The organism is Sphingomonas sp. FW306-1B-B10E (genome assembly GCF_058782005.1).
In genome coordinates, this window is the sequence record NZ_JBYSXG010000018.1 from 47,340 (window position 1) to 62,051 (window position 14,712).

At 66.6% G+C, this 14,712-nt stretch carries 14 protein-coding genes and 1 tRNA gene; 7 read left to right on the forward strand and 8 right to left on the reverse strand.

Annotation, left to right across the window (positions count from 1 at the left end; genetic code table 11):
• The first annotated feature begins 8 nt into the window (after positions 1 to 8).
• From AC3WJI_RS09430 to AC3WJI_RS09455, 6 genes are read left to right on the forward strand one after another with little or no spacing between them, the layout of a single operon-like run.
• Positions 9 to 710, forward strand: a complete 702-nt coding sequence (locus AC3WJI_RS09430; RefSeq protein ID WP_492757001.1) for a DUF4129 domain-containing protein — start codon at positions 9 to 11, stop codon at positions 708 to 710.
• Complete coding sequence (locus tag AC3WJI_RS09435; RefSeq protein WP_492757002.1) at positions 707 to 1,957, forward strand: hypothetical protein; 1,251 nt, start codon at positions 707 to 709, stop codon at positions 1,955 to 1,957. Before AC3WJI_RS09430 ends, AC3WJI_RS09435 begins: the two co-directional genes overlap by 4 nt.
• Positions 1,954 to 2,910, forward strand: a complete 957-nt coding sequence (locus AC3WJI_RS09440; protein WP_492757003.1) for an AAA family ATPase — start codon at positions 1,954 to 1,956, stop codon at positions 2,908 to 2,910. The genes AC3WJI_RS09435 and AC3WJI_RS09440 overlap by 4 nt, the downstream gene beginning before the upstream one ends.
• Positions 2,911 to 2,917: 7 nt before the next feature.
• Complete coding sequence (locus AC3WJI_RS09445) at positions 2,918 to 4,234, forward strand: DUF58 domain-containing protein (RefSeq protein WP_492757004.1); 1,317 nt, start codon at positions 2,918 to 2,920, stop codon at positions 4,232 to 4,234.
• A 38-nt stretch (positions 4,235 to 4,272) separates the two neighbouring features.
• Positions 4,273 to 5,274, forward strand: a complete 1,002-nt coding sequence (locus tag AC3WJI_RS09450; RefSeq protein WP_492757022.1) for a stage II sporulation protein M — start codon at positions 4,273 to 4,275, stop codon at positions 5,272 to 5,274.
• Positions 5,255 to 6,136, forward strand: coding sequence for an RDD family protein (locus tag AC3WJI_RS09455; RefSeq protein ID WP_492757005.1), 882 nt, complete (start codon positions 5,255 to 5,257; stop codon positions 6,134 to 6,136). Before AC3WJI_RS09450 ends, AC3WJI_RS09455 begins: the two co-directional genes overlap by 20 nt.
• 11 nt (positions 6,137 to 6,147) lie before the next feature.
• Here AC3WJI_RS09455 and AC3WJI_RS09460 read toward each other — a convergent pair whose 3' ends face one another.
• The gene (locus AC3WJI_RS09460) at positions 6,148 to 6,567 is read right to left on the reverse strand and encodes a DUF805 domain-containing protein (protein WP_492757006.1); all 420 of its coding nucleotides are present in this window, start codon (positions 6,565 to 6,567) and stop codon (positions 6,148 to 6,150) included.
• Between the two features lie 329 nt (positions 6,568 to 6,896).
• On the opposite strand from AC3WJI_RS09460, the gene AC3WJI_RS09465 reads away from it, so the two are divergent.
• Entirely contained in the window at positions 6,897 to 7,667 is a 771-nt protein-coding gene (locus AC3WJI_RS09465; protein ID WP_492757007.1) for a DUF6454 family protein, read from the forward strand.
• Positions 7,668 to 7,679: 12 nt separating this feature from the next.
• On the opposite strand, the gene AC3WJI_RS09470 is transcribed toward AC3WJI_RS09465, so the two are convergent.
• From AC3WJI_RS09470 to AC3WJI_RS09500, 7 genes are all read right to left on the reverse strand, one after another.
• Positions 7,680 to 8,042, reverse strand: coding sequence for a hypothetical protein (locus AC3WJI_RS09470; protein ID WP_492757008.1), 363 nt, complete (start codon positions 8,040 to 8,042; stop codon positions 7,680 to 7,682).
• A 191-nt stretch (positions 8,043 to 8,233) separates the two neighbouring features.
• Positions 8,234 to 9,094 carry an NPP1 family protein gene (locus tag AC3WJI_RS09475; protein ID WP_492757009.1) on the reverse strand — a complete coding sequence of 287 codons (861 nt, stop codon included), beginning with the start codon at positions 9,092 to 9,094 and terminating at the stop codon, positions 8,234 to 8,236.
• A gap of 295 nt (positions 9,095 to 9,389) precedes the next feature.
• Positions 9,390 to 12,353, reverse strand: a complete 2,964-nt coding sequence (locus tag AC3WJI_RS09480; protein ID WP_492757010.1) for a TonB-dependent receptor — start codon at positions 12,351 to 12,353, stop codon at positions 9,390 to 9,392.
• Positions 12,354 to 12,471: 118 nt separating this feature from the next.
• Positions 12,472 to 13,434, reverse strand: coding sequence for a FecR family protein (locus tag AC3WJI_RS09485; RefSeq protein ID WP_492757011.1), 963 nt, complete (start codon positions 13,432 to 13,434; stop codon positions 12,472 to 12,474).
• Positions 13,431 to 13,967, reverse strand: coding sequence for an RNA polymerase sigma factor (locus AC3WJI_RS09490; RefSeq protein WP_492757012.1), 537 nt, complete (start codon positions 13,965 to 13,967; stop codon positions 13,431 to 13,433). The genes AC3WJI_RS09485 and AC3WJI_RS09490 overlap by 4 nt, the downstream gene beginning before the upstream one ends.
• Before the next feature lie 211 nt (positions 13,968 to 14,178).
• Positions 14,179 to 14,253 (reverse strand) — tRNA-Val (locus tag AC3WJI_RS09495).
• A 97-nt stretch (positions 14,254 to 14,350) separates the two neighbouring features.
• Positions 14,351 to 14,623 carry an HU family DNA-binding protein gene (locus AC3WJI_RS09500; protein WP_077511876.1) on the reverse strand — a complete coding sequence of 91 codons (273 nt, stop codon included), beginning with the start codon at positions 14,621 to 14,623 and terminating at the stop codon, positions 14,351 to 14,353.
• Positions 14,624 to 14,712 lie beyond the last annotated feature (89 nt).

A 14,712-nucleotide genomic window follows, 5' to 3' on the forward strand; every position in this document is an offset into this window, starting at 1 on the left:
GGCATGGGATGAGCGAAGCGGAAGGGGCAACGGACGCGCGGCTGGTCGCGGCGCATCGCGCGCTGCGCGATGGCGGCGACGTCCAGTTCGACATGCTCCCGCTGCAGCCGCCCGCCCCGCCCCCGGAATGGCTCAAGGCGCTCGGCCGATCTGCCCAGCAGCTGGCCAGGCCCATCGGGCGCTTTCTGCGCTGGATATCGAGCTTCATGCCCGACGCGCCTTATGCGCGGATCATCCTGTGGGCGATGATCGTCCTCCTTCTCCTGTTCGTGCTGCGCGTGGCGTATGACCGCATCCGCCACGGCGAGTGGCGCCTCCCCGTTCGGCGCCGCGCGCGCAGCGCCGCGACCAGCGAGGCAGCCGAGCCGATCGACGATTGGACGCCCGCGGCCGAGCCCGCTCGTCAGTGGCTCAACGAAGCCGATCGGCTGGCAGCGTCCGGGCAATATGCCGAGGCGGTCCATCACCTCTTGCTTCGCAGCGTCGAGGATATCGGACAACGGCGGCCGCGGCTGTTGCGGCCCGCACTCACCAGCCGCGACCTTGCGCGCGCCGAGGCGATCCCGCCTGCGCCGCGCCGGCTGTTCGCCGATCTCGCCGGCGTGGTCGAGCGCAGCCTGTTCGGTGGGACGCCGGTCGGGGCGGACGAATGGGGCCGCTGCCGCGAGGCCTATGCCGATTTCGCCCGCGCGCGGAGCTGGCACGGATGAGCGACGTCGCGATCGGCAAGGCGCCCGATAGCGGGCTGTTCCGCGCCCGGACGGTAGCGTTGATGCTGGTTGTCGGCGTGCTCGGCTTTGTCGGTATGCTGGTACTCGGTGCCTATGGCCCGGACCTCGGCTCGGGCCGCAACGGCGGCGCACACGCGCTCTCGAATGCGGCGACCGGCTATCGCGCGCTGGTCGCGCTTGCCGACGCCACCGAGCGCAGCCCACGCATCCTGCGCAGCGACGCGCAGTTCGACACCGAGGACCTCCTTATCGTCACGCCCGAGCGCGCCGCCACGAACATCAGTGCGGCGCTGAGCGGACGCGAGGCCAAGCCGACATTGTTCATCTTGCCGAAGTGGCAGACCGCGCCCGACCCCAAGCATCGCGGCTGGGTCCGTTCTGTGAGCATGTTGCCGCTGAGCGAACCGATCGGCGTGTTGACGCCGTCGATCCGCTTCCAGATGCAGCAAAAGCGTACCGAAGGTGGGGTGCTCAAAAGTCACGGCCTGCCTGCCGCGATCCGCTTTCGCGAGCCCGAGCAGGCGCAGGTCATCACCGGCCTGCCGAAGGAGACCACGCTCGACGGCGTGCCGATGGCGCTATCCCCGCTGCTGACCGACGGCGACGGCGGCGTGCTGCTGGCGCAGCTCGGCGAAGGCCCGTTGTTCGTGCTCGCCGATCCCGACCTGCTCAACAATATCGGGATGAAGGACGTCGGCCAGGCCTCGTCGGCGCTCGCCTTGCTCGACTGGATGAATTCGACCGATGCCGAGGGCATTGCGTTCGATGTCTCTCTGAACGGCCTCGGCGCTTCGCGAAGTCCGCTCAAGCTGATGTTCGAGCCGCCCTTCCTGGCGGTGACGCTCGGGCTCGCCGCGGCGCTGCTGCTGGCAGGCTGGCAGGCGCTGGCCCGCTTCGGGCCGATCGCGCCGCGCGAACGCGCGATCGCGCTCGGCAAGGCGGCGCTGATCGACAATAGCGCGGCGCTGGTCCGAAAGGCGCGTCGCGAGACGCGGATGGGCGCACGTTATGCCGCAATGGTCCGCGAGCGCGCCGCACGCGCGTTCGGCGCCCCCGCCCGGCTGCGCGACGCGGCGCTCGACACCTATCTCGACGGCCTCAAAGGCCCGCAACGCTTCACCGAACTGGCCGAGAAAGCAGCGTCGGCGCGCGACCGCGGCGATCTGGTCGAGGCGACCAACGCACTCCATGCATGGCAGAGGGACAAGATGAGGAACAGCAAGTGACCGTTGACACCGTCCACGCGCTCGCCGGGAAGATCCGCGAACAGATCTCGCGCGCCGTCGTCGGGCACGAGAACACCGTTGAGCTGATGCTGATCGCACTCTTCTCGGGCGGGCACATCCTGCTCGAAGGCCCGCCGGGCACCGCGAAGACGCTGCTCGCGTCCAGCTTCGCGCGCGCGGTAGGGCTCGATTTCGGGCGGATCCAGTTCACGCCCGACCTGATGCCGGGCGACATTATCGGTGCCAATCTCTTCAACTTCCAGACCAGCCAGTTCACGCTGACGCGCGGTCCGGTCTTCACCGAATTGCTGCTCGCCGACGAGATCAACCGGACGCCGCCCAAGACCCAGGCCGCCTTGCTGGAGGCGATGCAGGAGCGCACCGTGACGATCGACGGCGAGAGCCTGCCGCTCAGCGACCGCTTCACGGTGGTCGCCACCCAGAACCCGATCGAGCAGCAGGGCGTTTATCCGCTGCCCGAGGCGCAACTCGACCGCTTCCTGTTCAAGCAGACCGTCGACTATCCGAGCGCCGAGGAAGAGCGCAAGATCATCGCCGTGCACGGCGTCCGTCCCGGCGCGATGGCGCCTGAGGACTGGGGTGTCGTCGCCATCGCCGACGCGGCCCAGATCACCGCCGCGCTCGATGTGGTCGCCACGGTCCGGGTCGCCGATGAAGTGGTCGACTATATCCTGGCGCTGATCCGCGCCACGCGCGGCGTCGCCGACCTCGAGAGCGGCGCCTCGCCGCGCGCGGGCGCAATGATGGCGGGCGCGGTGCGTGCCCGTGCGGCGATCGAAGGCCGCGACTTCGTCATTCCCGACGATGTGAAGGCGATCGCGCCGGCGCTGCTGCGCCACCGCTTGATCCTGTCGCCCGCCGCGGAGATCGACGGCCGCGCGATCGAGGACGTCGTGAGCGGCATCATCGAGGCGATCGAGGCGCCGCGCTGAGCGCCGCATGATCTATCCGACGCGAACCGCCATCGCCGCGATCGTCGCAGGCCTGCCCGTGACCTTGCTCGTCGCGTTGCTGGTCCCCGAGCGCTGGTATGCGGCTTTGGCCTGGCCGGCGGCGGTGGTCGTGCTCACGCTGATCGACGGGCTGCTCGGCGCCGGCCGCGCCAAGGCCGACGCGCGGGTCGCGCTTCCGCGCAGTGCCGGCGTGGGTACCGATCTCGTCGCGACGCTCCACATCGCGATCGAAGGCGGCGCCCTGCCCGCGCGCGCGGAGTTCGCGCTGCAGACCAATGCGCTTCTCGAGCGTGTCGACGATGGCGTCCGCTGGCTCGACCTTGAGGCCGGCAAAGGGCATTACGCGATCGCGCTGCACGCCTCGCGACGCGGCACTGGACGGATCGACCAAGTGTGGCTGCGCTGGACCGGCCGGCTCGGGCTGGGCTGGAAGCAACAGGCCATGGCGCTCGACGCGTCGGTCGCGATCCTGCCCGATCTCAGCGTGGTCCATGATCGCGGCGCCCGGCTGTTCCAGCGCCACGCGATGAACGGGATGATGGCGCAGATCGAGCGCGGCGACGGAGTCGATTTCGATGCCCTGGTCGAGTTTCGCGCAGGGATGGACCGGCGCGCGATCGACTGGAAGCAGTCGGCACGTCATTCCAAGCTCCACGCCAAGGAGACTCGCACCGAGCGCAACAACCAGATCGTCTTCGCGATCGATTCGGGCCGCCAGATGAGCGAACCGCTCGCCGGGCTCAGCCGGCTCGATCGCGTGATCTCGGCAATGCTGCTGACCGGCTGGGTGGCGCTCAAGCTCGGGGACCGCGTGGCGCTCCACGCCTTCGATTCGCGGCCGCGCGTCGCGAGCGGGCTGGTGACCGGGCCCGCCGCCTTCGCCGAACTCCAGCATCTCGCCGCGCGCATCGACTATAGCGGCGAAGAGACGAACTACACTTATGCGCTGACCACGCTCGCGGCGCGGCTGACCCGACGCTCGATGATCATCCTGTTCACCGAGATCACCGATCCCACTTCGGCGGAGTTCATGGTCAAGGCGGCGGCGCGGCTGCTCCAGACGCATCTGCTGCTCATCGTCGTGCTGCGCGACGACGAGCTGGAGGGTATCGTGGACGCCCCGCCGGTCACCGCCGACGACGTCACCCGCGCGGTCACCGCGGCGGCGCTGCTGCGCGACCGCCTGACCGTGCTCACGCGGCTGCGTCACCTTGGCGCGCACGTGATCGAGAGCGAATATGATCGCGTCGCCGATCGCGTGGTCGAGGGCTATTCGGCGCTCAAGCGAAGGAACCTGTTGTGACGTCGCTCGCCGAACAGCCGCCGCTCGGCGCCGCGCCGATGGTCAATGCCAGCCGCTTCCGCGCGGCGCACGAGGCTGATTGGGAACGGCTCGATCGCCTACTGACTCGCATGGAAAAGCGGTCGGTCCGTGCGCTCGACGACGACGATATCCTCGCGCTGCCGCTGCTCTACCGATCGACCCTGTCCTCGCTCTCGGTCGCGCGCGAGACCTCGCTCGACCGCGCCCTGGTCACTTATCTCGAGCAGCTCTGCACCCGCGCCTATTTCCAGCTCTACGGCGTGCCGACATCGCTGGGCGTGCAGATCGGGCGCTTCTTCGCGTCGGGCTGGCCGCTCGCGGTCCAGGACCTGTGGAAGGAGATCCTGTTCTGCTTCGTCCTGCTCGTGGTGGGAACCGTAGTCGGGTTCGCGCTCGTGGCGGGTGACCCCAGCTGGTATTACAGCATCCTGCCCGACGGCATGGCGGGCGGCCGCGATCCGTCGGCAAGCACCGAGACGCTGCGCGCGACGATCTACGGGGACGAGAAGGAAAACATGCTGGTGACTTTCGCCGCGTTCCTATTCACGCATAACAGTCAGGTCTCGATCTTCGCCTTCGCTCTGGGGTTCGCATTCGCGGTCCCTACCCTGCTGCTGATCCTCTACAACGGCCTGACCCTGGGGGCGATGCTCGCGCTCTTCTTCCAGAAGGGGTTGGGCTTCGGCTTTGTCGGCTGGCTGATGATCCACGGCACGACCGAGCTTTTCGCCGTGACGATCGCCGGCGCCGCGGGGGTGCGGATCGGCACTGCGGTCGCCTTCCCCGGCCGCCTCGCCCGCACCGACGCCGCGGTCCGCGCCGGGCGCAGCACCGCCGTCGCGATGATGGGGGTGGTGTGCATGCTGATGATTGCCGGCCTGCTCGAGGGCGTCGGCCGCCAGACGATCCAGAACGACGCGATGCGCTATGGCATCGGCATCGCGGCGCTGGTCGGCTGGCTGTGCTATTTCTTCCTGCCTCGCCGTCGGGAGGGTAGCGATGCGCTGGCGCCGCGCTGACCGCAAGCCGCGCGGCCCCGCGGACCTGCAACGGAGCTTCATCACGCCCGAGGGCGTGGACCTGCGGCTGAAGCTCGGCACCGCGGCGTCGCGCGCCACTGCCTTCTTCGTCGACGGGCTGATTATCGTCATCGCGCTGACCCTGATATCGGCCGCGCTGGGCCTACTGCACATCGCCAGTCCCGAAGGCGGCATCTTTGCGATCATCTGGCTGGTCGGGCTGTTCGTGCTGCGCAACGGCTGGTTCACGCTATTCGAGATGGGCAGCCGCGGGGCGACGCCGGGCAAGCGCCTGATGAAGCTTCGGGTAATCGCGCGCGACGGCGGGCGCCTCACCGGCGCGGCGGTGATCGCGCGCAATGCGATGCGCGAGATCGAATTCTTCCTGCCGCTGTCGTTCCTGGGCGCGCGCGCCGCCGAAGGGTCCGCCGATGGATGGATGGTCCTGTTCGCGCTCGCCTGGACCGGAATTTTCCTGTTCTTCCCGCTGTTCAATCGCGACCGGCTGCGCGTGGGCGACCTGATCGCGGGAACCTGGGTGGTGCACAACGCGCGGGCCAAGCTGGCGGTGGACTTGGCTGCGCAGACCGATCAGCGGCCCCGGCGCGTGTTCACCGACGCGGCGCTCGACGTCTATGGCGTCTACGAACTCCAGACGCTTGAGGACGTGCTGCGCAAGAACCGCGAGGAGGCGGTCGTCACGGTGGCCGCCGCGGTGCGGCGCAAGGCCGGGCTTCCCGACGATGGCGACGATTACGGGTTCTTGTCGGATTATTATGCCGCTTTGTGCGCGCGGCTCGAACGCGGAATGATGCTGGGCCGCCGCCGCGACAACAAGCACAGTGGCTGGTCGCGGCGGTAGCCCAGGTCAGGTCAGCTGAACACTTCGGCGACGGCGTCGACGCCGTGGGGATCCTTTGGATCCGGCCCGAAGCGGTTTTCACCTTCGGTGCCAGGCAAAACCATGAAGACGAACACGATCAGGCCGCCGACATAAGGAACGAAGTTGAGCAGGACGAACCAGCCGCTCATGTCGCGGTCGTGAAAACGGCGGACCTGAACCGCAATGCTGGGTACCAGGATCGCGAGATAGGCGAGACCGCCCAACAGCGCCCAGACCGTCGCCAGCATGCCGATTCCGTTGCCGCTTTCATAGCCGCTCATCCCGCCCAAAACGGCGAAGATCGCGCCCCATGCGAAGACGACGAGCATGATGAACAGCAGGAACATCCAATATTCGCGCCGGCGCGAACGGCCTTGAAAATCAGCGTAGCGCCTGAGCGGCAGAAGCATCCATTCCATCAAATTGCCCCATTTCGTTTCACATTCGACTCTACAGGACCATAGAATCTTCGATGCGACAAGCGCGATAGTGCAGTCCTGTTGCGTCGCTGTTGCACGATGCTGCCGCGCACGTACCCGGCCCGGGCAGCCCTGCCCGATAATCGACCAGTAAAAATCGCTCGAGAAACAGTCTTGCGCGCTTCACGGACGCGCAGCTTTTCTGACACACCCATTTGCCATTGGACGCGGACATTCGAGGTCCAAGGGCAAGTCAAATGATCCGCAAGACAATGCGATCCACTTTGACGGTCATTTTCCTGTTATTGTCTTGCCTGTCGGTGGCGGCCGCTCCGGATCAGTTCGACGGCGCGATCGAGCATGCGCGCCTTGTCGGTGCGCTCCCGCTCGAAGGTGAAGTGTTTCATGTCCAGGGCCTCGAGCTCGGCGATCGCCGGATTTGGGTAACCTCGGTCGATCAGGAGAGCCACAAGGGCTATCTCCACGAGTTCGACCGGCGGACCGGCAAGCTCCGGCGCCGGCTCGAACTCACCGACGGCGCCCGATACCATCCCGGCGGAATATCGATCTCCGGAAGATCGATCTGGATCCCGGTTGCGGAGATGCGGCCGAACAGCAGCGCGGTGCTCGTCGAAGTCGATGCGGACAGCCTGCGGATACGTCGCAAGATCCGGGTCGCGGACCATCTGGGCTGCGTGGCAGCGTCGGGACACCGGCTCGTCGCGGGCAATTGGGACAGCAAATTGTTCTACGTCTTCGACCTGCGCGACGATGCCCGGCCACGGATCGTCCCCAACCCCTCTTCGACCCGCTACCAGGACATGAAGTTCGTCGGCGGGCAGCTCGTCGCAGGCGGATCGCTGAGTCTGTGGAGCGGCGCCGTCGACTGGATCGACTGGCCATCGATGAAGCTCGAACGGACCTTGCGCGCCGGTGCAGTCGGGCCGGTCAGGCCCCTGGGCCGTGGCGGGCCCTATACCGGCGAGGGCATGGCGATCGAAGGCCGTGACCTCTACGTCGTCCCCGAGGACGGGCCCAGCCGGATGTTTCATTTCAGGCTCGACGACCAAGACGATAGCCTGCCGGCGTAGCGGATACCTTCCCTAGCTGACTGCATCGGGGACCAGCACCGTCCTGGCGCGAAGGTGGAAGAGATTGTCATCGACTTCTTCGAGTTCGGGCGGGCCGAGCATTCGATAGCCGTTGGCCTCGACCAGCTTGGCCAATCCGCCGAGCAGCATTTCCTGCCGCTGCTTGAGGAAGGCATCCCCCGTGGGCGGCGGTATCGTCGCAATGACCTGGCATCCGCCGCCATCGCAGCGGAAGTCGACGTCGTGCAGCCAAGGATATTCCTGGCGGACATGGGCGACGACCCGCTCGGGCAAGGCGGGAAGGCGCGCAGAGCTGGGCTTCTGGGCCACAGCCGGCGCAGCGGCCGCCTCCGATGCCGCGGGCTTGACGACCATGATGCCGTCTGGAGCGGCCCCGCCGCTCGCATCACCCTCTCGCAGGAGCCAGTGCCCCGTTGCCGCAGCAGCGACAACCAGCACCGCTCCTCCGAAAATGCGCGCTCGCTTCGACATTGCCGGATTCTCTCGCATGGACATTTTCCAAGGACCCGCCCCGCGTCGCCCTCGGCGACGCGGGGTGGAATCGATCAGCACATCGTCGAGCCGCTCGGGCAACCCGGCGAGTTCGCGCCGGAATCCACATTGGGATTGAAGCCCGGCGTGATGCTGGTGTTGAGCGCCGCCGCGAGCACGCCCGCGAAGCGCGATTCCTTGTTGTCGAAATTCGTGCCGTTGAAATTATAGTTCGACACCGTGTCGCGGACGCTGAGCGACGGATAGCCGTTCCAGCTCACCAGCGGCTGGAGCACCCAATTGCCGGTGCCGTTCTCGGGCGGCTCGTCGCCATTATCGGTCTTCGAGAAGCGCCAGAGGTGGGAGAAGCCCCAGGTTTCGTAGTGATAGACCATTTTGACGTGCTGGCCGGTCGAATCGGTGGCGAAGCGCAGCTGGCCCCCGCTGGTCGCGCGGGTTTCCCAGTTGCCGTGATCGCCGCGCGTGACGCCGACCACGGTGCTGTTCGCGCCCTGATCGGTGATCCACACGATGATCGACTCCCAATCATAGCCGTGCGAGAAATCGGACTGCCAGAAATAGCTGTAGACCAGGGCGCAATAGCCGTTGTTGCAGCGGGCGCGCGAATAGACGTTGCTCGTCGTCAGATAGCTGGCGCTGCGGCACGATGCCGGCGGCCGAGTGGCGTAAGTCGACGCGGCCGGGCTGATCGCACCGGTTGCGCTGACCGCTGGGGCGTTGAAGCAGACATCGGTGTCGAAATCGATTGCGGGCTGGAACCTCTTGTCGAGCGCAGTCGCGCGCTGCGCCAGGGGCGCGACCGGAGCCGGCCAGCCCTGCGCCTGCGCCAGCTGCGGGAACAGGGTGAGCGCGCCGAAGGTGGCCGCGGATACAAGACGCACAGGAAACTTGTCGAGCGGATATCGGTTTTTCATACAATCTCCGTGATAAGTCAGGTTGATGTACGTGGTACGCACGCATTTACTCGCCGGCGAAGAACAGGCCGGGGAAGTAAATCATTGATTTTTCCGAGCACTGTTCGAGCCAAGGCGACACTTCATCTATCGCCTCCGGATCGACTTGCCTGCCCCTTCGAGAAGAAGACGGACGGCGCCACCAATCCGGACAGTGTTTTTTGCCCGAGGGTCCGAACGTCGTGCCGGTCGAGGGCGCGATCGACGCGAAGCGAGCCCCCCGCCCCGGCCGGTGCCGAGGCGAGGGATCGCGCGATCAAAACTCGGCGCTGACGCCCAACGTGAAGGTCCGCCCGCTGGTCGTGTAGACCACGCGGCGGGCGATTTCGCCGCCGGCGAACTGCTCGATCGGCTCGTTGGTGAGGTTGATGCCCTCGGCGACCAGCCTGATGCCGCGGGCCAGGTTCACATGCGCCTGGAAGTCGATATTGTGGGTGGCGGCGATATAGTCGCCGACATTCCCGATCGTGCCGACGCCGGTATAATATTTGCTGCGATAGGCATCCGAAACGCGGACACCCCAATCCTTGTCTTCATAATATAGCGTCGCATTGGCTGCCCATTTGGACAGGCTGAACAGCGGCAGCCGCACGAATGCGGTACCGACCTTGGCCTGCTGGTGACCATCGAACCACGTCCCGTTGGCGACGACGCCGAAATGGTCGAACGGCGCCGGCAGGAAGGTGAAGTCGTGCTGGAACGCCACTTCGACGCCCTTGATGTCGGCGCCGGGGCCGTTGATCGGCTGACTGACGTCATAGGGCGTGTTGGCGTCCTGCCCCTGAATCAGCAGGGACAGCGGCAGACCGGTCTGGCCATAGGGGATCGTCGTCGTGGTCGGCAAGATGAAGCTGTCCATGTTCTTGTAGAAGAAGCCGACCGACGCGAAGCCCGACCGATCCATGTACCATTCGATCGATCCTTCGACCGATGTTGCCTTATATGGCTTGAGGAACGGATTGCCGAGGCTCAGGCTGCCGCCATTGGGGCGCGTGGTGATCGAGCCCGCCGCGGCGAGATCGCCGAGCCCGGGGCGATTGACGTTGCGGCTGGCGCTGACGCGGATCACCAGGTCCTTGGCCACATCGAGCGCGACATTGGCGGCGGGAAGCCAGCCATGGCTGTTGGTGTCGATCGACACCGGCACGAAACCCGCCGTGGTGGCGAGATGGCCCGACGAGTTCAGGTCTGTCGTGTAATAGCGAAGGCCCGCATTAGCGCGCAGCCGCATGCCGCCGAGATCGGTATCGAGCTCGAACTGTGCGAAGCCGTTCCAGGTCTTTTCCTCGACGCGGTAGTCGCTGCCGGCCGAGAGATTGGCCACAGTGAGGTCGCGCTTGTCGCCGATCGCCGCATAGACTCCGTCGACATTGCCGACGATGTACTGGAGCAACGTATCGGGCTCGACGAGCTGCTTGACGCTGCTCGGCACGGCGATGTTCGCGGGCACGTTGTGGAACACCTTGTTCGCCCAGGTATAGCCGCTGTTGGTGAACCGCTTGTACGCGCCGCCCGCCTTGAAGGTCAGCCCGCCGCCTAGGTCGTACTCAGCATCGAGCTTGCCATTGGTGTAGCGATTGGTGATCTCGTTTTCCTGCACGTCGAGGCGCTGGACGGTCCACAGATCCGGGTTGGTGAGGTCGATGCCATAGGTGTTGACGGGCACACGCGGGCGCGTATCGTAGCTGAAGGCGGTCTGCTTGGCCTCCATGAACACCTTGTCGAATACCGGCTGAGCGAAGTCCGATTCCTCATAGCCGCCGAGCGCATTGATCGTGAGCCGCTCGCCGACCTTCCAGCCGAGATTGGCGACCGCCTGATAGAAGTCGGTGTGGTTCTTGACGATATGATGCTCGGACCGCAGGTCGATCCCGGTGAAGCTCGCCGCGCGCAGCGTGTTGGTGTCGTCGATCACGGCATTGCGGATCACCTGCGTGCCGTTGACCGAGGCGCCGGTGAGCGGATTGCTGCCCGCAGTGGCGAGGGCATAATCGTCGCGATAGTCCCACAGGCGGCCATAGAGGAAGTCCAGGTCGAGCTTGAAGTTGCTGCCGGGGTGATATTGCAGCGAGGAGGTGACGCCGAGCCGCTTGCGGTCGGTATACCAGCTCGACGGCGATTGCGCGGTCGGCTGGAAGACGCCGGCGAGCAGCTTGGCACGCGTCGCCGCGTCGATCTCCGGACCGATATTGGCGGCGCCGTATTTGGTCGGCCCCCAGCCCCAATTGCGATAGCCATATTCGTTGTTCTTGATCTCGCTATACGCGACCGAGACCAAAGCGCCGAAATCGCCCGAACGCGTCGACGCCAGCCCGACGATGCGCGGCGTCACGCCGCTGGTGTTGGTGTTGGTCTGGCCCTTGGCCGATACGACGATCTTCGAGCCGTCATAATCGAAAGGCTTGGCGCTGTAGAGCTGGACGGTGCCGGCGATGCCGCCTTCGTCCTGCTCCGCCGCGAAGGACTTCTGCACCGCGACGCGATTGAAGAGCTCGGACGCGAACAGGCTATAGTCGAACGAACGCGAACGGCTGACCGCACCGCGGTTGTCCATCCCCGACGCGGTGTTGCCCATCACTTCCATGCCGTTGAGCTGGGTGCGGGTGAAATCGGCGCCGAGGCCGCGCAACGCGATCTGGCGCCCCTCGCCGGTGTCGCGGGTGATCGTGATGCCCGGAACGCGCTGCAGCGCCTCGGCGAGGTTCAGGTCGGGAAAGGCCGCGATATCGGATGCGACGATGTCGTCCTCGGCACCCACGGCACTGCGCTTGAGTTCCTGCGCCGCCGCGATGCTCTGGCGGTAGCCGGACACGACGATCTCGGGCTGGTCCTCGGCCGGATCGGTCTCGGTCACGGCCTGGGCGGCGGGCATCGTCGGTGTTGCGGTGGCGGTACGGACCGCTCGACGCGGCGCCGGCGCGGCGCGCCCGGGGGTGAGCACCACCACGCCCCCGCGCAGCGTCACGGCGAGGTTGCTGCCGCGCAACAGCTGATCGAGCGCCGCACGTACCGTGAGCGCGCCGCGGACGCCGGCGGTGCGATGCCCGGCGACGACCTGCGGCGCGACGACGACCTGCAGCCCGGTGGTCTGCGAGAATTGCGAGATGGCGCTGCGCAGGTCGGATGCGCCGATGTCGAAGCGCATCTGCGCGCTCATCGCGACTTCGGCGCCGCGCGCCTGCGCCATGGCCGGCATGGCGAGCGTGATTGCCACGGCCATGAGTGAAATTCCCCTAATGCGATCCACGATCTTCCTCCGCTCGGTGCGAGATGCACCTCCCGGGGGGAAGACGGAGGTCGGTCAGCTTCCGGACAAAAAAATTGCTGCAGTGCGCACGTCAGCGATTCTGCGGCACCGATCGCTGCGAATCCGCGGGGACGAGTCCGAGCCCATTCCCTTTGCGGACGACCTCGAAACCATAAGCCAGCCCGATCGCGCCGAGCAATTGTTGGGGATTATCAAGCCGGAAGCGGCCGGACAGCGCGATCGAGGCGAGCGCTTCGGGCGGCCGCGCGATCAGCGGACCGCCGCGCCGGTTGAGCGCGTCGACCAGTTCGCCGAGCCGCATATTGTCGATATCGAGCCAGCCGTCGCGCCAATCCTGCTGCGATGCGTCGAAGCGTGTCGGCGCGTGCGCCTCGCCATCGGCAAAGCGACTGCGCCAGCCCGCCTCGACGATCACAGCCTTGCCGACGTCCGGGGCGCCGTCGCCGCCGAAGCGGACCTTGCCGCGATAGACCGCGAGCCGCACGCCGTCGCGCGCGATATCGACGTCGAACGCCGTGCCGAGCACGCGCGTCACCGACCCCTTGGCGCGCACGGTGAAGGGCTGGTCGGGGCGATGCGCGATGTCGAAATAGGCTTCGCCGCGCTGCATCGCGACGTTGCGGCTATGCGCGCCGAGTGTCACGTAGAGGCTGGTCTCGCCGTTCAAGTGCAGCGTCGAGCCATCGGCGAGCTCGACATCGAGCTGCTGGCCACGCGCGGTCTGATAGTGCACCGGCGCCGGCGCCGCTGGGCGATACCAACCGGCCTCCCAGCCGCCGAGCCCGATCGCAGCAACCAGCACCAGCGCGCCGCCGGCACCGAGCGCGCGACGGCGATGGGTGCGCATCTCGCGGATGTCGCCGTCCGAAAGCCGCGGTAGCCGCGCCATCGCATCGGCGAGCGCAGGGTCGTCGAGCATCGCCTGGATATCGGCGGCGGCAGCGGGAGGCGATTGGCGGAGGACCGCTTCGTCCTCGCGCACTGCCCAGCCCGCGGCATCGCGCAACGCGGCGCGGCGGCTCACGGCGGTCATCGCGCCGCTCCCGGCGGCAAGCCGCGCCGTTCGAGCGCGGCGCGCAGATCGGCGACCGCGCGGGTGCAATGCTTTTCCACCGCCGCACGGCTCATCTCGAGATCGTCCGCGATGATCGAAGCCGCAATGCCATCGAGCCGGCAGCGAAGAAACACTTCGCGGCGAAGCGGCGGCATGACCCGCAATGCCTTGACCAGGATATCGACGCGCTGGCGATAATCGAGCACTTCCTCCGCGCGGGGCAATGGGCAGGCGATATCCTCAGCGAGCAGCGCGCGCGCCGGCATCGTCCGGTGGCGGCGAAAATGGTCGAACACCAAGTTGCGCGCAACTGCGAAGCAGAACGCCCCGACATCCGCGACCCCGCGGCGCCGGCGATAGTCGTACAGGCGGACATAGGTTTCCTGGACGATGTCCTCGCCCTGGTCGCGGTCGCGCAGTCGGCCTTCGACGAAGCGCTGGAGTGCGGCGCGCAGCGCGACTTCCTCGGCGACGGCGTGGCGACGCGCGGCGACGACGGTCAATTCGTTCATCGTGACGCGGCCCCGACAGGGAGCTGGCCCGGGATTCGTAACGGCCCCGACATGCTGTTTCTCCCCTCACACGCACGGGGAATCGCCCGATCGCCGGACCAGCGCTAGGTCGGCTCCGTGAAGCGCGGATGACAGAGTCGAGATCGGCGCGGCGGGAACGAGCCGATAACGAAAAAAGCCCGCCGACTGCTCGAGTCGGCGGGCCTTGATATGGTGGGCGCGGCAAGGATTGAACTTGCGACCCCTGCGGTGTGAACACAGTGCTCTACCACTGAGCTACGCGCCCATTCGCCAAGGGCTGGGCCCTTTGGCGGAAACGGGAAGCGGGCCTTTAGGCGGTGCGGGGTGCGCTTGTCCAGCCCCCAGGCCCGGCTTTGGTCAGATCAGTTGACCGAGTCCTTCAGACCCTTGCCTGCCTTGAACTTGGGCTGGTTCGACGCCTTGATCGTCATTTCCTCGCCGGTGCGCGGATTGCGACCCGTCGAAGCCTTGCGCTTGCTCACCGAGAAGGTGCCGAAGCCGACCAGGCGCACTTCGTCGCCCTTCTTGAGCGCGGTCGAGATCGCGTCGAACACGGCTTCGACGGCCTTGGTGGCGTCGCCCTTGCCGAGGCCGGACGTGTCGGCGACCGTCCCGATCAGCTCTTGCTTGTTCATGCTGGTGGATTCCCCCTGAGTGAGTGCATTCGTGAAAATTGAGTCGGCGGCAGGCCGAGTATGCCAGTCAGCACGCGACCGCCACCGCT